Below are 20,185 nucleotides of genomic sequence, written 5' to 3'. Positions count from 1 at the left end.
TTAATTTCTCTTTGTCAACACAAATGCAAATAGTACAATCAGTGCAAGGGTCGTTATCCCAATAATACCTACTCCCATCATACCAAGAGTAAGAACACTACCGAAGACAAGAGGTCCCATCATCTGCCCTAGTTTGCGAACATTTTCATAATATCCAAGTGCTTTACTTTCACCAAAATATTTGACATCTCTCAACTCAACGAAATAATTGTTTTGAGCTACAAGGCCAAAGCTCTCTGATACACCTATCATTACTACAACAAAAAAAGCTATTGCCAGGGTGCTTACATTATAAAATAAAATCAATGCCCCGGAAATTAAAATGCCAGAAGCGAGAAGGGCTTTTTTCGAACCCAGTTTATTTTCTGCATGTCTACTTAAGAAAGGACCAAGATAGGCAATTGCAAAACCATTTAACATAAAAGCTCTTCCTACGTTCGAAGTAGTAGCTCCTTCTGCAGCTGCAAATATTGGGAAGTAATAATCAACAAACATGCTGCTAATAGTAAGAGGTAATACAACCAACACAAAGAAGATTAAAACCCTTGGATTAATCAAAAAAGAAAAAACTCCATATGCTAATGAGCTACCCTCATTTTCCTCCATCGAACCATTTTTATCGACCAATTTTTCTGTATCAGATGTTTGGGACAGTGACTGATTCATTTGATTTTTTAACTGTCCTCTAGGATTTAATAAGAAAACCACAAACAGAAGTGCAACAATACATAGACCAAGGGCCACTAAAAACACCTGTGCAAATCCCAACCTATCAGCTAACATACCACCTGTAACAGTGCCAACAATAAAACCGGCATAAATACCTGAAACGTAATTTGGGAATATTTCTTTTCTCTCTTCCTCTGAAGGTATTTCATTGACAATATAGCCTCTAATTGCTAATAAAGTAGAACCATAGCCAGCGCCTGTAATAGCCCTGGCTATTACAAAGGTTAAACTATTAACTGCATAATATGATAAAAACAATCCCCCGCCAAAAATAATCATGCCTAAAAGTAAGGAAAAATACCACCCTTTGCTTACGATCACTTTCCCAACTAAAATTGCTGCAATAGCAGCAAATAGCATCTCTGCTGAAATAGGAAGCCCCAATATCATATCTTTTGACATCCCCAAAAACGCGCCATCATATAATTCCTGCATACGAAGGGGAATAAATGAAGCCGACATAAAAACCGCAGCTCCAACAATTAATACTAGCATCCTAATTGCCCTGTTATCTATCCTGGGTTTTAGAACAGGACTTATTGATTCTGAGAGTTCTTCGGGTGACTTTTTTGAATATCCTTTTTTGTCATAATTCCACTGCAAAATAATAACCATAAATAAAATAATTTCAATCATCAGAATAACTGATAGAAGAAGCACTGTCATGCTATCTAACAGTATGTTCTGCATTCTCTGGGCAAAATAGTCTTCGGATAATACGACCTCTAAAAAAGCTGTATTTTGTTCATTATCTTCAATCATAGGAAGCAAATGAATCATAGAGCTATCTTTTTCATTTAGATTGATATCAGCTAATTCATCATAACTAAGGGCATCTTCTGATGAATATAGAACCTCATTTGCAGAGTTTAACCTTATTAGGCCTATTTCAGGAACACTGTCTGTAATGTTTGCCAAATAGTTTTCTAACCCATACAGCTGATGATAGGAAACACCAAGATTAAGTACCGACTCTATGTCATTATTTATTACATTACTCACATTAGAAGCATTGTCCTGTGCTATCTTTTGATACTCATCCCTAAATGAAGTATAATTTAGAAATCCGAAAATAAACTGAATTATCCCTAATAGAACCATAGTTGTTACCAAAAAATTCTTTCTATTTACTTTTCCATCGGCATTTATAAACTTAATCCATTTACTTAATAATATCAGGACTAAAAGACCTATAAGTGACATAAAAATTAAAAAAATAACAAGTTCTGTAGTAATTTCCGTCACATGACTATTTATTATATCTTCGGGGAATATAATTTGAAAACTACCCTGCCACTCTGAATTTTGACCCTGAATAGGCAAAAAAACATGATAATAACCATCATTTGTTCCATAACTATAATTTGTTTCACTATCATAACCAAAGTTTGATAATTTCTGAAGTTTTTCGGGTAGTACTCTATCCTCTACTTGCCCTTTTGTATCATACATAACCTGACCATCAGTAGATATAATTTGAACTTCACTAACTTCGGGCAGGTCCTGCTTAACCTCCTGTAAAGTCTCTTCTATACCATAAAAGTTTTCTAAAGGCTTACCATACCGCAAAGAATATTCTATTTTATGTACACTTTGCCGCCCAGAAACCTCATACGTAGACACCAAAGAATCGACAAAGTTCATTTGAAAATCTGATACGATTAATAGGCCTGTAAATCCTAAAACAACTAATATAAGTATTAAGAAAAATACTAAAATTATGTTGCGATCTCCTATTTGCATTTATCTTTTGACCTCCTAAAATCTCATTTAAAAATCTCAAATTCAATTTTATTGCTTAGATTAAAGTTTTTCTTTGCAATATACGATAAATGTTTCATTAAATTCTCGCTTCATCTCCATCCCTTGCCAGCCTTGTTGAAGTAGTTCGCGCTGATAATCTATTTCATTGCTGCTTACGATAATAGCATTGCTCTTATCCCATCTAATAAGGCGACCTATATCGTGACATAAAACAAAGCGTTTCAAACCTCCATACATTTCATTAAACTTCACAATATATAATCCGAATGAAAAAAGATTCTTTAACGATGGTAAGTTCCTGGGCTCAACAGTTGCAAAAAAATAACGAGTCATATTATATGTTTGTACCTCACTTATAAGATTAACACCTAATTTATAATGAAGTTTCATCCCCCTATATTTAGGATCAATAAAAGCTAACTCTAGATGACATACCTTTTCAAGTTCATTTTTATCTAAATTTATCTCTCTTCCAAGGTTATCCATTGATTGCCCGGGAAACAAGCCAACATAAATTCCAACCAGGTTATCCCCTTTTTTAACACCTACGACAATACCTTTATCACCTAGTGCATCCAAATACTCTTCTTCTGAAAGAGAAACACACAAAACCTTGTCTTCCAAAGAATCAATGACCAGTTTTTGTAATTTAATTATCTTTTCCAAATATGTTTTATCCAAGTTAACTACTTCAAAGGATAATTTTTCGCTCACTGGTTTTTCATCAATATTCATTTTTTTAGCCCCTTTCTATATTAATTAATAGTTTGGTGAACTTGATCTGCTACCAGTAATACTTCGAAAGGGACTCTATAATCAACTCGCTCAGCTGCTTCTAAATTAACCGAAATTAAGGGAGTAAGGGTAAAAGTTTGGATTTGGTCACGAGGCAGTTCCCCTTCTAAAACTCTAATTATTGCATCACTGCCGAACAAACCAATTTCAGAAAAATCATCTCGGGACACACTAGCCACTGCTCCAGCTCTTACTTCTTCCCCACCCAGTTGAGAAAATGAAGGAATGTTGTTTTCATAAAACGGGGTCAAAAGCCCTTCCAAGCGACTTGCTTCAATAGAAGCTACTGTAATATAAAATGCGTCTATTTCGTATGCTAGCTCGTTATAGGCATCTTGCAGTTCTTCATAGTATCGCTCTCTATCTTCAGAATCTGCTGGTTCATCAACATGACGATATATAATTTCAAAACCTCTTTCAGATGCAGTAGCTTCAATTTCATCTATAGCCGAATAAGTTCTTGCTAAATCCGAATCCTCATAAACAATGCCCATTTTTTCAAAATCAAAAAGGTCACTAAACACTTCAATCAAACGTTTTTCTCTGTCAGGTTCCATATGAGCCCAAATATGATCTTTCCCAGAATCTTTAGCAGAATCAATAATATTAGCTTCAACTGCATTCGTTGTAGAAAATACCATAACAGGTACACTATGAGTATCAGTTGCTAAAATTTGTCCAGCATAAGTTCCCATAGTAATCACAAGATCTAGATCGCCTTCGCTTTCTAGACGATTTAACAGCTCTTCTTCTGAGCCCGATTCCACACCAAAAGAATAATAAGCATCTTCTACAAATTCAAGATTTCCGGTATTATGGGAAACCAACCATTCCCACATCACCTTACTATCTTCTTGACCAGATGAATATGGCATTTGTTCAACACCATTAATATAACCATGTTCTTCAAACCCTTGAACTAATCCATGAAAAGTCCCAGCAAAATTCACAAATGGTTCTCCTTCAGCATAACCTATTCGCCATTTTTCGCCGTCATTATTAGGATAAGAATTATCAGCAAATAAAAACGAATTAGTAAACAAAAGCAACAAAAACACAAGAAAAATAGCTAGTTTTTTTGCAAGCTTTTCTTCCATAATCTCACCTTTTTCCTTTTTAAAATTTTTCAACTATATTTTGATTTTAACGTTATAACTGTAACTTTTACACTGTACTTTAGTACAGTATTTTTGCAAAAAAGTACAATTGTGCTAGTTTTCAAAAAATGTTAACAATAATTAAAGGAAGTTAAATGCTCAATATAGAAACTATTAAATCATTTTACATAGTAAGGTATTTTGTAGGAGGAAATTACATTGCCAAAGCTTTATAGACAAAAGTTATATATTTTAATATCTGTTTGCTTTGCAATAATTTTAATAATTAATAGCTGCAGTTATAGCGATGATTCTATATCTAAAAATAACGGCAAGAGCGATGATAAAGTAGAAAAAGTCACCATCAAAAATAAACGGGAAACAAATTTGGCAAACAAGGAAGGAAAAGTACTGCCAGATAAAAATATTAATATTGGATTGCTTCAATACATTGAACACCAAGCACTTGATTCTGTAAAGTCAGGCATTATTGATGCGATTAAAAAAGCAGATTTAAAAGATAACTATAATATTAGAATTGATTATCAAAACGCTCACGGGGAACAACAAAAATGTCAGTTAATTGTAGATCAGTTTGTTAAAGATGGTGTTGATTTGATTGTAGCTATTGCTACCCCAGCTGCTGAAGCTGCTTCAAAACAAAAAGAAGTTCCGGTAGTTTTTGCGGCAGTCACTGAACCTCAAACAGCTGGATTGGTAGAAAGCTGGGAAAAACCAAATACTAATGTTACAGGCGTTAGTGACTTAACCCCTGTTGAAGCTCTATTAGACATGGCCATAGCTGCAATGCCAAATGCAGAAAATATTGGGGTGATTTATAATGATGCTGAGATAAACTCTGTAGTTCAGATAGAACTTTCCTATGAAATCTCTAAAGAATTAGGGATAAATATTATAGAAAAACAAGTAACAGGTCCAAGTGAAGTGGAGTCGATGGCAGAAACACTTGCAAATAAAGTTGATATAGTTTGGGTTCCCACAGATAATACTGTTTTGGCCGCTATCAAACCTTTAATTAACACTATGAATAAATATAATATACCTGTAATAGGAGCTTCTACCGAATTTGCCAGGGGCGGAGCTATGTATGCCACTGGCTATGATTACTATCTCCTAGGTTTACAGTCAGGTGACATGGCTATCGAAGTACTTAAAGGTGCTAACATAGCTGACATTCCAGTAAGAACTCCTTCAGAAATTAGAATTGCTATAAATATGAAAACAGCAGATGAAATAGGATACCAAATTCCTTTTGAGATGATGTTGATTGCTGATGAAGTATATTTTGAGTAAGCTGTTGCTAGCTCTTAAACTTTAGAAATACCCTGTTCCCAGGCCCAAGCAATCACCTGTTCCTGAGTTTTTAGGTTTAGCCTATTTTTTATATTTTCCATGTGATACTTAACTGTTCTTTCACTAATATAAAGGTTTTCTCCAATCTCACGATAATTAAGACCCCGTGCTAAATGTTCAATTACTTTTATCTGTTTATCGTTCAGTTTGCTCAACAACTCCTTATTAATAACATTAGTGCCTTCATCATAATTCTCTTGAAATTCCTGCAATATAAACTCTACCATGCCCGGGGAAAAAGGATTTATCCCTTTACTTAATGTTTTAAGGTTTGAAATTATTTCTTTGCCGTCTAAATTTTTTAATAAGTAACCTGCCGCCCCGGCCTTAATAGATCGAAATAGCATTTCCTTTTCTTTGAAGCTTGTCAGTATTACTATTTTTATCTCAGGCATTTCTGCCTTAATCTTTTTTGTTGCCTCAATACCATCTAATCCAGGAATATTAATATCCATCAATATAATATCTGGGGCTTTTTCGCGTGCAGCCACAACAGCCTTTAGCCCATCATTTACCTTGCTAACTATTTCAAAATCGTTTTGGAGTAGATGTTCTAATGCTTCTAAATACAGGGGGTGATCATCGACTATAATTATCCTCATTTTCTCCACCTCTTATAAAGGTATAAAAGCTCAGCTAGTTCTATTATACCAGAATATTCCTAAATAGAACCTAAATTTTTATGGTACTATGGAATAAATTGTCCAAGTAAGTCTCTCGTATTATTAAAACAATTATCTTTGCAGGAAAAAACATATAGTGCAGCGAATAAAAAATTATCGCACATAATAGCATAGTAACTTTAAATAAAGAACTCATTGGGGGGATTATATATGGGAGTTTTATCAACCATTGGAAACACACCACTGATTGAATTAGTTAATCTAAACGATTCCAAAGTACGGATATTCTGTAAGTTAGAAGGGAATAACCCTGGAGGCTCAGTAAAAGACCGTCCAGCTTATTATATGATAAAAAAAGCTGAAGAATCAGGTGAACTTAAAAAAGGCAGGATGATTTTGGAACCCACTTCAGGCAATACAGGAATAGCCCTTGCTATGATTGGAGCTGCCAAAGGATACACAGTAAAGTTAGTTATGCCGGGGTGTGTTAGTGAGGAAAGAAGCCGAATTCTAGAAGCCTATGGAGCAGAAGTAATTCTTTCCCCTGCTAAAGAGAGCACAGATGGCGCCATTAGAAAAGCTTATGAAATAATAAAAGATGATCCTGATAAGTACTTCATGCCTGATCAGTTTGGCAATGAAAATAATACTCTAGCTCATTATGAAACCACTGGACCTGAAATATTTGAAGAAACTGGTGGCGAAATTGATGCTTTTGTAGCTGGCATGGGAACAACAGGGACATTAATGGGTACGGGCAAATTTCTAAAAGAAAAAAATCCAAGTATCAAAATAGCTGGAGTAGAACCTATTAAAGGTCACTCCATTCAAGGATTAAAAAATATGCAAGAAGCTATAGTCCCAAAAGTTTATCATCCTGATGTCCATGATGAAAAAATAACCGTAATAGATGAAGAAGCCTATGAAACTGCCAGACTTCTAGCAGTAAAAGAAGGAATCTTTGCAGGGATGTCTAGTGGAGCAGCTGTTGCTGGTGCTCTAAAGTTGGCTGATAAGATGAATGATGGGACCATTGTCACTATTCTTCCAGACAGAGGAGATCGCTATCTAAGTACTACGCTGTTTCGCTCAATATGCGCAGATTGCGCTCCTTAAAAATAGAGCTACTCAATGCTCTATTTTTTTATTTCTATGAAATTCTTTAAACTTTTCTATAAACTTTTTTTTACTTGACTTTATGTTATCTTTATTATATAAATAACAATAGTTATATAACAAATGTTATTCAAGGAGTTGGAAACATGCCCCCCAAAACAAAAGTTAACAAAGAAAGAATAATAGAAACTGCCTTCGAAATCGCCAAAGAAAACGGCTTTTCAAAAGTTACAGCTAGAAATGTCGCCAAACACCTTGGATGTTCTGTTGCTCCTATCTATGTCAACTTTGAGACAATTGATGATTTAATATCTGAGGTAGTTAAGCGAGTTTTTGCCCTCTCAAATGAACTATTAGCAACACAAAATGGTGAAAATATGTTTGAGAATATAGGAAAAGCCAGCTTAGAATTTGCAAGAGAGTATCCCATCCTCTTTCGTGAGCTGGTAATAGAACCTAATCAATATATGAAGTCATACGAAGAATTTGAAGAAGCAATGCTCCAAGCAATGTCTGAAGATAAGGAAATGAGCAGTTTGACTTTTGAGGAGCGAAGAAAACTGTTATTTAAAATGCGAGTTTTTCAGCTTGGGTTATCAGTTATGGTTGCAAACGGCCATATACCATCTTATCTAGATGATAAAGCCGTAGAAAAACTTCTTATGGAAACTGGAGAAGAACTTCTTCAGGTACAAAAAATTAAAAAAGGGGATAGTTAAATGAAAAAAATTGTTATTATAGGCGGCGGAATTGCCGGACTTAGTGCAGGGATTTTTGCACAAAAAAACGGCTTTGAAAGCATTATCTTAGAAAAACATCATACTTTGGGCGGAGAATGCACCGGATGGGATAGAGAAGGCTATCATATAGACGGCTGTATACACTGGCTAGTCGGTACTAAAGAAAATACTCCTATCAATGACCTTTGGAAAACTGTCGGAGCTTTAGACAGCGTCGATATACACAACCCAGAAAGTTTTCTTGCTTATGAGCATGAAGGTGTTAGAGTACATTTTTATAGAGATTTAGAAAGGCTTAAGTCTAGTTGGATAGAAATATCCCCTAAAGACAGTAAAACTATTATAGAAATGTGTCAAGACATAGAGAAACTGCAATCTTTCGAAATCCCTATCGGCAAGCCAGCGGACTTAATGAATATTGTAGAAAGAATCAAGCAAATGATGTCAATGAAAGATGCGGGAATGATAATACAAAAATACGGCAAGATCAGTTTGCAAGAGTATGCTAAAAGATTTAAGCATCCTGCGCTAAGGGGAATTTTGGCTACTTTTGTACCTGAAGGCTTTAGTGCTTCTATGCTCTTTTTCGCCCTTTCGACCTTTACAAAAGGTCAGGCCTCCATCCCTCATGGTGGTTCTAGAGAATTTGCAGGGCGTATGGCAGATAGATATCTTTCACTAGGTGGAAAGGTTGAAAAAAACTGTGAGGTTACAAAACTAGAGATAAAAAACAACATTATAAACCAAATTACATGTCAAAATGGTAAAATCTTCGAAGCAGATTACTTTATAGCGGCATGCGATGCCAAAGTACTTTATGACAAACTTCTAAAAGGAAAATACCCAGACAAAGACTTTGAAAAAAGATTCAACAATCCAGACGTGTACCCTCTAGCTTCAGAAATACGTATTGCCCTTGGATATCAAGGAACTATAGCTATGGATGATATACCAAGGAGCATTAGATTTGACATAGATCCTTTTGAGATCAATCAAACCCCAATAGAGCAATTACTGATGACCCATTATGGTTATGAACCAAATTTTGCCCCCAAAGATCGTACAGTAATCACTGTTAGCATCAATCAGTACTACAACGATCTAATAAAATGGAAATCACTTTCTAGGGAATCAGAAGAATATCAACAAGAAAAGGCTCGTATAGGGCAAGAAGTTAAAACAAGAATAGAAAAAAAGTTTCCCCATATGCAGGGGAAATTAAAGGTCTTAGATGTAGCTACTCCAAAAACATTTGAACGATACTGTAATGCTTATATGGGCTCATTCATGGCATTTCACTCCACAATTAATGGGAAAATGATGAACCATTCAGGTAAGATAAAAGGACTTAATAATATATTTCTAAGCGGCCAGTGGCTACAACCACCAGGAGGTTTGCCAAATGCTGTTATTACTGGCAAAGACACCATCATGAGAATTACAAAGAAAAAGAAAAAAGCTTTTGTTAGTTGATTGTTTAAAGTGTTTTTAGTTTTTTCAATGTCAGTATTGATAGAACAAAAAATACCACCATCCCACTTAAAAAAGGAAAGAAAATATTAATATCAAAGAGCATCCCACCCCACAACGGCCCTAGTATTCGACCAATGGCCATGTATGATTCGGTGATTCCCATGGCTTTTCCCTGATTATCTACCGTGTTCTTAGATACAAAAGCTATAGCTGAAGGTTTTAATAGAGAATTAAATAATATAAAACAGATCATGGCTAGAAATATAGTAACAAAAGTAACAGACGCCAAAATCAACCCAAAGCCTAAAGAAGTCCCAATCAAGGCTAAAGCTATTATTTTCTCTTCTCCAAACCTTTTGGTCAAAGGACCTACTACTAGTCCCTGAGAGATAGCATACATAACGCTCATTCCCATCAATATTGTCCCTACCTGCTCCGGGCCATAGTCAAATCTTGCCAAAGCATACAAGCCATATACGCTTGAAAATATAGTTTGACCCAGTATAGCGATAAATGCCACTATCAAGCCAAAACCTATAGGCGTAAATAATGCATTGCACAAACCTCTTACCTGCATAAACTTGATTTCTGTAGTTTCGGACCGGTTTTCTTTCGAAAGAGATTCTGGAAGTCCGATCAATATGATTAAAAAAGTCAGCACACTAAAACATGATGCCATAAAAAACGGAGTAGCTAAAGACCTAGCAGCCAAAAGCCCACCTACCCCGGGGCCTAATATTACACCTAGGCCAATAGCTCCTCCTATCCTACCCATAGCTCCTCCTCTATCTTCTTTGGTAGTACTATCCCCAGCATAAGCCTGAGCTGCAGGAAGCATAGCGGCAGATAAGCCTCCAGACATAACTTGTGCCGCATATAGCATCCACAGCTCAGTTGCCAGTGCAAATAATGCCATAGCCAAACCAAGACCCATCATTCCAACAAGTAACATTGGTTTTCTTCCATATTTGTCAGACAAATTTCCCCAGACAGGTGCAAAGAGCAGCTGCATTACACCATAGCTAGCTATTAATAACCCAAAATGAATTCCTCTCCCACCCATGCTTTCTATATAAAATGGAAGTACCGGCATTGCGATACCATAGCCCATCATTACTACTACCAAACTAATAAATAAGATTATCATATTTTTCTGTTTCATATTAATCACCCCCTTATTATACCGACGGTCGGTATGGTTACGGCCAAAAAATATATATTATTCTTCTATCACCTCTACACTTCCTGTCTCTCCGTTAATCCTTACTAATTGCCCATCTTGAAGTTTGGTAGTAGCCTCACGCACTCCTGCTACTGCCGGAACCCCGTATTCCCTTGCCACAACAGAACCGTGGGATATAGGTCCACCTGTCTCCATTACTAAACCACCTATCTTAAGAAATAATGGTGTCCAGGCAGGATTTGTGCCTTTAGTTACAAGGATTTCACCTTTTTTGAGCTTCTTTCCCTCTTCAGGGCGATTTAATACTTTAACCCGTCCTTCATATATTCCAGGTGAAACCGCTAAACCGATATAATAATTTGTTCCTTCTTCTCCTTTTTCTGTACTAAGGCCTGAGTATATGCTTTCTCCAGTACTTGTCATTATTAAGGGAGCATTCATCTGCAGATCCCTTTGATATTTTTCTTTATTTTTATCGACTATCTCCCTAAGATCTCTATCTGATGTTATCTCATCGAAGCGAAGATAAAATATATCCTTCTTATCCTCTAATCTACCCTCTCTTTTTAACTCCTCCCCTATATCCATCAACATCTCTCTTAGGATTCCAAAGGATTTAGTCAGGTAAAACTTTGGCAGCTCTCTGATACCAAACATTTCGCGGAAATTTCTAAGCAGTTTTTCCACTTTTTTGGCATCCCTATTTGCACCTTTTTCTTTTATTTTATTAGTAATATTAACTATGGCCTCTTCTGCCTCCTTTTTGCCCTGTTGGAATTTGTCTAATCCTTCATCGTAATTTTTGTTTTCGATATACGATTCTATTAAGTTTAAGACATACTGAGGTTCTTCATACCATCTTGGAATACCAAGGTCAACTTCAAGAGAAGAGCGATGACCATATTTATTAAGAAAGTTTTTGACCTCAGGATGGTCAAGAGTAGGTTCTTCTTTCTTCTCTGCTAATTTTTTGACTATTCCCAAAAGTTCCATCCCCATCTCGGTAGTAACACTATTAGGCACAGATTTTTCCACTTTGTCTAGCTCTGAAGTATCTTCTAGGTGTTTTTTCATTATTTTCTCTGCCCTGTCTAGATAAGTTGATGAAGCCGAAACATAAAAGACAACCTCAAATAAGCCGATAAACAATTCTTTTGGGGATTCATTAGCAATATAGTTTATTTTTTCTTCAATTGTTTTTAATTCTTTCTTTTTATTTTCTATGCTAGAAACAAAGTTTTCACCATATTGATATGATTTTGATACTGCTTTTTGGGGAGAAATAACTCCATACATCACTTTGTATAGTGAAGTTATGCAAAACTTTATTACCCAGGGGTTCATTTTTGTAATAATTCCAGTCAAGATTTTCATGGCTGATTTCTTGTTTTTAAGAAGCTCATCTTTATTTTTATCTATCAATTCGATTAAAGTTCGTATGGTTACAGGATCTTTATCTGCAGGGTTGTTCTTTAACCTTTCTTGTATCCTTTCGTACTTAAAAGGCTCAGTTACATCTAGAAATACCCTTCCTCCTGCACTCTTGACCCAATTTACGGGTTTTCTTTTGTAGTCTTTGTTTACTAGTTTAGAAACACCTACAAACATCTCCTTAAACATAGCCTCTCCAACAGGGGTAAAGGGTTCTGGCATAGCCTGGGAGTACAAGTTGAAATTCATATATATCCGAAGTCCCTTGTCATAATCCTCAGGTTGGGGCAGCGGATAGAGCGAAGTAATTGGCCTTGACTGGACAAGATAAAACTTCCCATCTCTATATGCCCATTCAATATCTTGAGGCGAAGAAAAGTATTTTTCCACTTTGTCTCCAAGTTCTAATAGTTCCATAACTTCATTTGAATCAAGTGTGCGAGATTCCTGGTCTTTTCTCGTCACCTCAACAAACTCTATCCCTTTATCATTTCTTATAGTCATTATCTCTTTTTTAGCAATTTTTTCTTCTAGGATTTTTTTGTTCTTTTTGTCCATAACCCACTGATCTGGAGTTACCTCTCCTCCTACAATGGCTTCGCCAAGCCCCCAGGATGAATTTAATAACATTTGATCTCGTCTGCCATTTACGGGGTTTGCGGTGAACAAAATACCTGATTTTTCTGCATCGATTAGCTTTTGCACTACAACACCGTGAGCAAGTCCTTCATTTTTTATGTTTTGCTTTACTCTATATGAAAGAGCCCTAGCATTCCAAAGAGAAGCCCAACAATCTTTGACAGACTTATGGAGTTGTTCTCTACCTCTAATATTCAGATAGGTATTATACTGGCCTGCAAAGGAAGTCCCCGGCAAATCTTCTGCCGTGGCTGATGATCTAACTGCTACAGAAGCTTCTCCTAATACTTCATACATATAATTTATATCTTCAATAATATCATCAGGTATTTTTCCAGCTTCAAATAGTCTTTTTATCTTTTGTGAAATCCTTTCTATTTGAGAAAAGCTATCTTCCTCTTGGTTATCCAAATCTTCTATATCACTTAATAGTCCTTTAATTTTCTCAGCTAAATTGTTTCCTTCGACAAATCTTCTATAAGCATTTGTTAATACTACAAATCCTTCCGGGATAGGAAGCCCAGCAGTAATCATCTCACCAAGGTTTGTGCCTTTTCCTCCTGCGTAAAGAAAGTCTTTCTTTGTTACATCTTCCAAGGACTTTACGTATTTTTGTTCATTACTTTTCACTATTCTCTCCTCCACTGTAAAAAATAATTTAATTCAAAAACCTTTTCATGTAGGGTTCTTTTAATTCAATACTTCCTTTCTTTATCCTTAGAATTTTGCTAAGCATTTCCTCATAAAAAGATAATTTATCTTCTAGTTTTTTTGAAAGTTCAGTTGTATTTATATTTTTTTCTTGAGCATCTAATAGCAATTCATCTATTGATGAATTCATATGATTAATTGTGTGAAGAAGATACTCAGCTAACTCACTGGAATTAGTGGTCTCAAATATCCCATCTTCTACACCTTCGTCTATTATCTCTTTAAATAACCTGACAGAATCCTTTTTTAATTCATTTGTAATTTTCCTTTGTAATTTTAGGTTTTCTTCATCTAAGAAAACATTCTTTATTTTTGACCTTTCATCTTCTTTAGTACTTTTATATTGATTAACAGATTCTATCACCAAGTTCAGTTTTTCGATGGCATCTATATCTTTTCTTTTAGCAATCTTTTCAATTAAGTTTATTGCTTTATCTGCATAATCTTTTGCTATTGTGATAATTACATCTTCTTTAGACTCAAAATAATGATAAAAAGCCCCTTTAGAAACTCCCATCCTGCCAATAATGTCTTTAATGGTTGTTTTTTCATAACCCTTTTCATAAAAAAGTTCGAGGGCAGTTTCCAAAAATTCCTGTTTTCTGTCATCACCTTTTGAACCTGTCATTAATTTACCTCCTTTTTTGTCAAACCGACCGTCGGTATGTTTATTATATATTTATTTGTCTTTTCTTGTCAATAGTCAATACAAATAAGTCAATACAAAAAAGTTTTCATACAAATACAGAAAAATCTCATATAGAAAAACTTTCAAATATAAAAAGCTGGTTTATATTATTTTTGCAGTTAAATTAATTTTCCCCTACACAAAATTAATCATAGTGACAACTATTTGTGATAACCCAGTATGTTTTAGCATAGTATCTAAAAATAGTTTACTAAAATAGACAGTTAGGGGGATGCTATATGAAATTCATACTTGTTATATTATTTTCTACACTTTTTTTGCTAGGTGGAGGAAGTGTTTTTGGTGCCGAAGTAGCAGAAGATGTAACAATATTAATTAATGATGAAGAACTCGAAATCAATTATCCGGCAAGAATCAAAGACGGAAGGACTCTGGTTCCTGCAAGACCTATATTTGAAGCTCTAGGTGCAGAGATGGGATGGGACGAAGAGAATAGAGTAGCTTATGGAGATAGAAACGGTTATAGGGTAGGTATAGCAATTGGAGAAAAAGAGGTAGAAGTTGATGGATGGATCTACGAAGAATTAGATGTAGCTGCAGAGATATATGATGGTAGAACTTATATACCACTTAGATTTTCAGGGGAAGCTTTTGGGGCTGAAGTAGAATGGGACGAAGCTAACAGAAAAATTATTATTGAAAATAATTATAAAGAAATGCCAGAACTTAAAGACAAGATAACTAATGATAAATTCATTGATTTATTTGAATTAAAAAAGCATGAGATTGAAGATGAGTTTGGGCAATATGATAGCAGTGGATTTTTCCTTGGAGCATATTTGGTTTATTATGAAAACATAGTGCTTGATAATTACGGAGGATTAATTCAGTCAGATTCTTTGGTCTTTCACCTAACCTCACCTGAAGAAAATGGCAAAGTCATATTGCTTTCTTCTATTGAACAATTTGCTGACGTGACAACAGGTATGAGAATTGGAGAAGCTATGGAAGAATTAAACTGGCCAAGTAGGGTGCATCTTGTTGACCACAAAGCAGAGGGTCTTTACCATTATTATTTCAATTATTATTTAGATAACTATAGAATTGAGTTTCAAAGTGAAGCAGGTAAAAATGGTCCTATTGATGAGATCCAAGTTTTTAAAGATCAATGATACTAAAGATTATTAGCTGATTCTGTGTGCAAAAAGTCTATCCACATCATCTAAAACTCGCTAGCAGTCGAAATAAAGCTTAATGAATATTTTGACTTCATATATTAAGTCGTAATATAATTATAGCAGAAAATATAATTACATTAGCAAATGATAACAGTAGTAACAAAATGTTCAGGAGGAATACTATAAATGAGTGAAGCAAAAACAACCAAGGTTCTTGCACGAAACAAAAAAGCAAGACATGACTTTTTCATAGAAGAAGTATATGAAGCAGGTATTGAACTTACAGGCACGGAAGTAAAATCAGCAAAAAATGGACGAATTAATCTAAAAGATGGTTTTGCCAGAATACAAAATGGCGAAGTATACCTTCACAATGTTCATATAAGTCCTTATGAAGAAGGTAATAGATATAATCATGAGCCTACAAGGACTCGCAAGCTATTGCTTCACAAAAAAGAAATCAAAAAGTTAATAGGCTATACCCAAACAAGGGGATATACTTTAGTGCCTTTAAGTGTGTATGTAACCAGAGGTCTAATAAAGTTAGAACTAGCTTTAGCAAAAGGTAAACAAAAACATGATAAGCGCGAAGCTATCAAAAGGAAAACGATGGAAAGAGAGGCTGAGAAAGCCCTTAAAGAAAAAAATATACGTTGACAATGTATATTATATTTGTTATAACTTAATAACGCGAAGAAAAGGTATAACATCCTTGGGGGCGATATGGCGTCGACGAGGGTGAAAAGGAAAGAGTTGCGGGCCCAGGACCATGGCCTGGTAAAAACATGGACCTAAATTTAAATGCTGACGAACAACCAGCTTTAGCTGCTGCGTAGACAGCGGCCGTCCTTATGTCCTAAGCCTGCGGGGATGTAAGGACGACAAACTAGCAGGCTACCATATATAGGGGCCTCCTCTATATATGGGAAACCTCACGGAGGCTAGCCTTATGGAGATCCCGGTCCTTAGGAGCTCCTTAAGGCGAACCGCAAAATAAGGGCTACGCTCGTAGAAGCTCTTTCCGGACCACCTTCGGACGGGGGTTCAATTCCCCCCGCCTCCACCAAAATTAAACACAATAAGCACAAACATAGAATAAAATGTCCTTTACATAAATAAGCCTTTATTGGCTTATTTTTTTATGGCTATATATTTGTTGATTAATGAATTGAGTTGAGCATATCACCAATATCACCTTTAAAGGTGATATTGGTGATTTAAGAATTTATTTGATTATATTACTGTTTTTTGTTCAATATCATACTTAAAGGTGATGTATACTTCTACTTCTTGAATTATATTTAATTAAACAAATATTATTTGAACAGGTAATAAAGCAAAAAAATAAAAATTTGATGGAGGTGACATTCTCTTTTGTTTTAGAAGTGATAAACGATGAAACATAGAAACAAACAAAAACTATTAAAAAAAGAGGAGTGGCTTAGGTGAAAAATAAAATATTGGTAAATTTTTTGATCTTTTTATTTATTTTAAGTACTGTGATAAGTTTTGATATCAACTCTGCAGAAGCTTCTAATGAAACTGGCTGGTACTTGACAGAAAGCAGGCTAGAAAAACCTGAATCAATGTCTGGCTTGTCACGAATTATGGGAACTAATGAGGAGGTTAGGACATACACTGAAATCCAAAATGATGAGGAAGGTGATCTTCATCTTTTTTGTCACAGATACTATACCGGGAGTGGAAATACAATATTCCAAAGACTAGTAAAGTATAAGTGGATAAGCCCGGCAGACTTTATAGCTGCTGGTGAGCCTGCTTATCTAAATGGATATGTGGATGTAGAATTTAAAGACCAGGGCAGTCCTAGAATAATAGCTAAGATTACCCCTAGGGCAACAGATGATCCTTATGGTGTAGCAGACTCTAGTATGAGAATGATGACTCCTGATGGAAGAAATGATTTTTATCAAATAGATTCAAACAGAGAAGAAGTAATACAGAGCCATGGTTTCCCCCAGGGAGAACCAGGTGAAAAAATGAGAATCACTTTAATGTTACAAGCTGCTTACTCACCTTTATGGCATTATGTTTATGAATGGAGAGAGGGAGCTCCTGACACCGAGGTAGAACCTATAACATCAACAACTCCTGAAGGTGATATAGACCTCGAGCAAGCTCAGTCATTTTCGTCTGGAACCAGGCTATCCTGGAGTCCTGTAAATTCAATAGGCTATAGAATCTTTAGATCTACGTCTCAAAATGAATTAGGTATATCTGTTACAGACTTTCATCTAACAAGTACAACTTTTGCTGATGTAAATGTACAACCAAATACCACATATTATTATACTGTGAAACCTGTATTAAGAGAAGCTAACCCTCTTCAGGGTATTGAAGAAGAACTTGGAGATGTAATAGCTACCTTTACTACAACTACCGGGGATGAGATATACAAACCTGGAGTGTTAAAAAGTTTTATTGTATTACAAATTGATAATCCCTTTATGAGTGCCGGTGGTTTAAAAAAAGAGATAGATCCAGGTAGAGAAACAACACCAGAGATAATGGCAGGGAGAACCATGGTTCCAATAAGAGCAATAGTTGAAGAAATGGGAGGCTCAATGGGATGGGACGGAAATACCCAAAAAATAACTCTTAGCGCAAATGACAATACAGTAGAAATGTGGATTGGAGAACTGGGAATAACAGTTAACAACGCTTCACAAACTATGGATATAGCTCCATTAATTAAAAACGAAAGAACATATATACCCCTACGTTTTGTTGCTGAAAACTTAGACAGTAATATAGACTGGCTGGCATCTACTAACGAAATTGTAATTGCATATGAGTAGGAATGAGTAATTACAATAAAACAATATTATAACCATTACGCTGTGTCAAAGGAAAGGGGCTATCCCAAAAGAAAAAAAAATTTTTTTGGGGTTTAGCCCTTTCTTCGTATATTAAACTATTAATTGAAAACAATATACAAATTCAATTACTTCCAGGAGTTAAAGCTTTCATATAGATTTGAGGGAGCTAACCCGGGAGAATATGAGGAAGAAATGGATGAAACATTTGTCTGGAGCGAAGACTTTCAATTATTATTATCTTTGCATAATCATGCCTAACTGATCTTTAAGATTAGAGTGTTTCGCTTTTTTGGCGTCGTAACCTCCTATATAAAAAGCCAGTTGAACAAAATAACCTATACTGAGAGCCACAATTAAAGTACCCACACCTACAGGTCCACCTAAAATAAAACCTACAGTTAAGGCCGTTAGCTCAATTGCACCTCTTATAAGCCAAACAGGCTTGTTCAAAAGTTTGACAAGACCTACCATCAGACCATCCCTTGGGCCAGCACCAAGCTCAACTCTAAGGTAAAAATAAGTAGCCCAACCAATTAAGAACATTCCTAAAACAAGCATTAAAAATTGTAAAAATATATTTTCCGGAGATCTATAAAGTCCTGTCATTTCTAATACATCGACAAAAAGCCCAACAAAAATCATATTCCCTAAACTTCCAATACCGGGTTTTTCACCTAAAAGATACGATAATATCAATAAAAAAAGCCCGGTTATTTGAATCACCTGACCAAAACTGAGAAAAGTATTTAAACTAACTCCTTTATGGAAAACATCCCAGGGGCCAAGCCCCAAATCAGAATATAGTATAAATACAATGCCCATTGCAAATATAAAGTATCCAAAAAACATAGAAATCATCTTAGAAATTATAGTTTTTAGATCCAAACTCTAGCCCTCCTTTTTGCTGGGACGGTCACATTACTTCTAACACCATCGCATTCAAAAACTTCTTAATATTAATCCTTGCTTCACTTTTGTAAGCTCCATTTTTTATCTCATTCATCCTTTTCCGTATTTCTGGATAATCAAAAAACTTCCCAGAATAATGCTCGAATCTAAGATCATGAAAGTTTTCTAGGCCCATAGATGCAAGATTATCCATAGCTTTTCTGATTACACGCCTTAAGCGCTGTTCTTTTGCCTTTAGGTCACTTTCTGTTGGATTAGTACCAGATATATTTTTGGCAGCTTCCATATAAAGGTCTTGAAGGCGTGCTATATCTTTCGTTTCACCTGATTTAGATTTAACTCCTGCCAAATACAAAACTAGCTCACATACATCATTCACTCCTGATTCGCCCATCACTCCAAGTTCCGAAAGAATTTGCAAAGAACTATCTCGGATATTAGAATCTAAGTTTTTATTACTGTTTTCATATTTTTCACCTTCATTTTCCACTATCTCAATATCTTTATTTTCATTTATTACAGTCAAAGTTTCTTTTATTTTATTTATAGACCTTGCCATATTAAGGTTATTAATTACCTGTCTTATAACTGATACAACTTCAATTCTATTAATTGGTTTAGTTATATAAAATACGATCCCTGCTTCATAGGCTTCAGCCACCATATTTTTAGTTTCTACCTGGCTTATCATTATTATTTCTCCTGAAAAATTTTTTTCTTTTAATTTCCTGGCGATTTCGATTCCATCTTGTCCGGGTAATAATAGATCTAATAAAACTATATCAGGATTATGTTCAATAATTATAGAATCCTGCTCAGTTCCTTCTTCCCCAAAACCTATTACCCTGCCAAGTTCTTCTCCTTTAATAATTTCTGAAAGCATACTACGACAAGCCCGATCATCATCTACTACAAAAAAGGTAACACACATCAA

The 20,185-nt window shown here is 35.3% G+C and carries 16 protein-coding genes and 1 other RNA gene; 8 read left to right on the top strand and 9 right to left on the bottom strand.

Annotated features, from left to right (window positions below):
- The 3 genes from ACONDI_RS01705 to ACONDI_RS01695 are packed head-to-tail and all read right to left on the bottom strand — an operon-like array spanning position 1 to position 4,385.
- Entirely contained in the window at positions 1 to 2,472 is a 2,472-nt protein-coding gene (locus ACONDI_RS01705; protein ID WP_241079772.1) for an MFS transporter, read from the bottom strand.
- A 60-nt stretch (positions 2,473 to 2,532) separates the two neighbouring features.
- Positions 2,533 to 3,228 carry a hypothetical protein gene (locus ACONDI_RS01700; protein ID WP_241079771.1) on the bottom strand — a complete coding sequence of 232 codons (696 nt, stop codon included), beginning with the start codon at positions 3,226 to 3,228 and terminating at the stop codon, positions 2,533 to 2,535.
- A 20-nt stretch (positions 3,229 to 3,248) separates the two neighbouring features.
- The gene (locus ACONDI_RS01695) at positions 3,249 to 4,385 is read right to left on the bottom strand and encodes an ABC transporter substrate binding protein (RefSeq protein WP_241079770.1); all 1,137 of its coding nucleotides are present in this window, start codon (positions 4,383 to 4,385) and stop codon (positions 3,249 to 3,251) included.
- A gap of 219 nt (positions 4,386 to 4,604) precedes the next feature.
- Here ACONDI_RS01695 and ACONDI_RS01690 point away from each other — a divergent pair, with 219 nt between their 5' ends.
- Positions 4,605 to 5,699, top strand: coding sequence for an ABC transporter substrate-binding protein (locus ACONDI_RS01690; protein ID WP_241079769.1), 1,095 nt, complete (start codon positions 4,605 to 4,607; stop codon positions 5,697 to 5,699).
- 14 nt (positions 5,700 to 5,713) lie between these two features.
- Here the strand turns inward: ACONDI_RS01690 and ACONDI_RS01685 are convergent, their stop codons facing one another.
- Positions 5,714 to 6,361, bottom strand: a complete 648-nt coding sequence (locus ACONDI_RS01685) for a response regulator transcription factor (protein ID WP_241079768.1) — start codon at positions 6,359 to 6,361, stop codon at positions 5,714 to 5,716.
- 231 nt (positions 6,362 to 6,592) lie between these two features.
- On the opposite strand from ACONDI_RS01685, the gene ACONDI_RS01680 reads away from it, so the two are divergent.
- From ACONDI_RS01680 to ACONDI_RS01670, 3 genes are all read left to right on the top strand, one after another.
- Complete coding sequence (locus tag ACONDI_RS01680) at positions 6,593 to 7,498, top strand: PLP-dependent cysteine synthase family protein (RefSeq protein ID WP_241079767.1); 906 nt, start codon at positions 6,593 to 6,595, stop codon at positions 7,496 to 7,498.
- A 146-nt stretch (positions 7,499 to 7,644) separates the two neighbouring features.
- Positions 7,645 to 8,217 carry a TetR/AcrR family transcriptional regulator gene (locus ACONDI_RS01675; RefSeq protein WP_241079766.1) on the top strand — a complete coding sequence of 191 codons (573 nt, stop codon included), beginning with the start codon at positions 7,645 to 7,647 and terminating at the stop codon, positions 8,215 to 8,217.
- Complete coding sequence (locus ACONDI_RS01670; RefSeq protein WP_241079765.1) at positions 8,218 to 9,711, top strand: phytoene desaturase family protein; 1,494 nt, start codon at positions 8,218 to 8,220, stop codon at positions 9,709 to 9,711. It begins immediately after the preceding gene.
- Positions 9,712 to 9,715: 4 nt separating this feature from the next.
- Here ACONDI_RS01670 and ACONDI_RS01665 read toward each other — a convergent pair whose 3' ends face one another.
- Genes ACONDI_RS01665 through ACONDI_RS01655 form a run of 3 tightly spaced genes read right to left on the bottom strand, consistent with a single transcriptional unit; the run spans position 9,716 to position 14,303 of the window.
- Positions 9,716 to 10,873, bottom strand: coding sequence for an MFS transporter (locus tag ACONDI_RS01665; protein WP_241079764.1), 1,158 nt, complete (start codon positions 10,871 to 10,873; stop codon positions 9,716 to 9,718).
- A gap of 57 nt (positions 10,874 to 10,930) precedes the next feature.
- Entirely contained in the window at positions 10,931 to 13,594 is a 2,664-nt protein-coding gene (locus tag ACONDI_RS01660) for a PEP/pyruvate-binding domain-containing protein (RefSeq protein WP_241079763.1), read from the bottom strand.
- A 28-nt stretch (positions 13,595 to 13,622) separates the two neighbouring features.
- Positions 13,623 to 14,303 carry a TetR/AcrR family transcriptional regulator gene (locus ACONDI_RS01655; RefSeq protein ID WP_241079762.1) on the bottom strand — a complete coding sequence of 227 codons (681 nt, stop codon included), beginning with the start codon at positions 14,301 to 14,303 and terminating at the stop codon, positions 13,623 to 13,625.
- A gap of 299 nt (positions 14,304 to 14,602) precedes the next feature.
- Here ACONDI_RS01655 and ACONDI_RS01650 point away from each other — a divergent pair, with 299 nt between their 5' ends.
- From ACONDI_RS01650 to ACONDI_RS01635, 4 genes are all read left to right on the top strand, one after another.
- Positions 14,603 to 15,496 carry a copper amine oxidase N-terminal domain-containing protein gene (locus tag ACONDI_RS01650; RefSeq protein WP_241079761.1) on the top strand — a complete coding sequence of 298 codons (894 nt, stop codon included), beginning with the start codon at positions 14,603 to 14,605 and terminating at the stop codon, positions 15,494 to 15,496.
- A gap of 192 nt (positions 15,497 to 15,688) precedes the next feature.
- Positions 15,689 to 16,159: an SsrA-binding protein SmpB gene (smpB, locus tag ACONDI_RS01645; protein WP_241079760.1), complete on the top strand. Its 471-nt coding sequence runs from the start codon at positions 15,689 to 15,691 to the stop codon at positions 16,157 to 16,159.
- A 57-nt stretch (positions 16,160 to 16,216) separates the two neighbouring features.
- Positions 16,217 to 16,568: a transfer-messenger RNA gene (gene ssrA / locus ACONDI_RS01640) on the top strand.
- A 379-nt stretch (positions 16,569 to 16,947) separates the two neighbouring features.
- On the top strand, positions 16,948 to 18,321 hold the full coding sequence (locus tag ACONDI_RS01635; RefSeq protein ID WP_241079759.1) for a copper amine oxidase N-terminal domain-containing protein: 1,374 nt from the start codon (positions 16,948 to 16,950) through the stop codon (positions 18,319 to 18,321).
- A gap of 255 nt (positions 18,322 to 18,576) precedes the next feature.
- On the opposite strand, the gene ACONDI_RS01630 is transcribed toward ACONDI_RS01635, so the two are convergent.
- Positions 18,577 to 19,227, bottom strand: a complete 651-nt coding sequence (locus ACONDI_RS01630) for a YczE/YyaS/YitT family protein (RefSeq protein ID WP_241079758.1) — start codon at positions 19,225 to 19,227, stop codon at positions 18,577 to 18,579.
- 28 nt (positions 19,228 to 19,255) lie between these two features.
- Complete coding sequence (locus ACONDI_RS01625) at positions 19,256 to 20,182, bottom strand: response regulator (protein WP_241080912.1); 927 nt, start codon at positions 20,180 to 20,182, stop codon at positions 19,256 to 19,258.
- Positions 20,183 to 20,185 lie beyond the last annotated feature (3 nt).

Origin of the sequence: Natranaerofaba carboxydovora (assembly GCF_022539405.1) — a bacterium.
Taxonomy (GTDB): Bacteria; Bacillota; Natranaerobiia; order Natranaerobiales; family Natranaerofabaceae; genus Natranaerofaba; species Natranaerofaba carboxydovora.
The sequence above is the reverse complement of the archived record's forward strand: the minus strand, read 5'-3'. Positions and strand labels throughout refer to the sequence as shown.

Bases quoted from the DNA above. Each gene is read 5' to 3' on its own strand.
- ACONDI_RS01705 (WP_241079772.1), bottom strand. From the start codon at position 2,472: ATGCAAATAGGAGATCGCAACATAATTTTAGTATTTTTCTTAATACTT.
- ACONDI_RS01700 (WP_241079771.1), bottom strand. From the start codon at position 3,228: ATGAATATTGATGAAAAACCAGTGAGCGAAAAATTATCCTTTGAAGTA.
- ACONDI_RS01695 (WP_241079770.1), bottom strand. From the start codon at position 4,385: ATGGAAGAAAAGCTTGCAAAAAAACTAGCTATTTTTCTTGTGTTTTTG.
- ACONDI_RS01685 (WP_241079768.1), bottom strand. From the start codon at position 6,361: ATGAGGATAATTATAGTCGATGATCACCCCCTGTATTTAGAAGCATTA.
- ACONDI_RS01680 (WP_241079767.1), top strand. From the start codon at position 6,593: ATGGGAGTTTTATCAACCATTGGAAACACACCACTGATTGAATTAGTT.
- ACONDI_RS01675 (WP_241079766.1), top strand. From the start codon at position 7,645: ATGCCCCCCAAAACAAAAGTTAACAAAGAAAGAATAATAGAAACTGCC.
- ACONDI_RS01670 (WP_241079765.1), top strand. From the start codon at position 8,218: ATGAAAAAAATTGTTATTATAGGCGGCGGAATTGCCGGACTTAGTGCA.
- ACONDI_RS01665 (WP_241079764.1), bottom strand. From the start codon at position 10,873: ATGAAACAGAAAAATATGATAATCTTATTTATTAGTTTGGTAGTAGTA.
- ACONDI_RS01655 (WP_241079762.1), bottom strand. From the start codon at position 14,303: ATGACAGGTTCAAAAGGTGATGACAGAAAACAGGAATTTTTGGAAACT.
- ACONDI_RS01650 (WP_241079761.1), top strand. From the start codon at position 14,603: ATGAAATTCATACTTGTTATATTATTTTCTACACTTTTTTTGCTAGGT.
- smpB (WP_241079760.1), top strand. From the start codon at position 15,689: ATGAGTGAAGCAAAAACAACCAAGGTTCTTGCACGAAACAAAAAAGCA.
- ACONDI_RS01625 (WP_241080912.1), bottom strand. From the start codon at position 20,182: ATGTGTGTTACCTTTTTTGTAGTAGATGATGATCGGGCTTGTCGTAGT.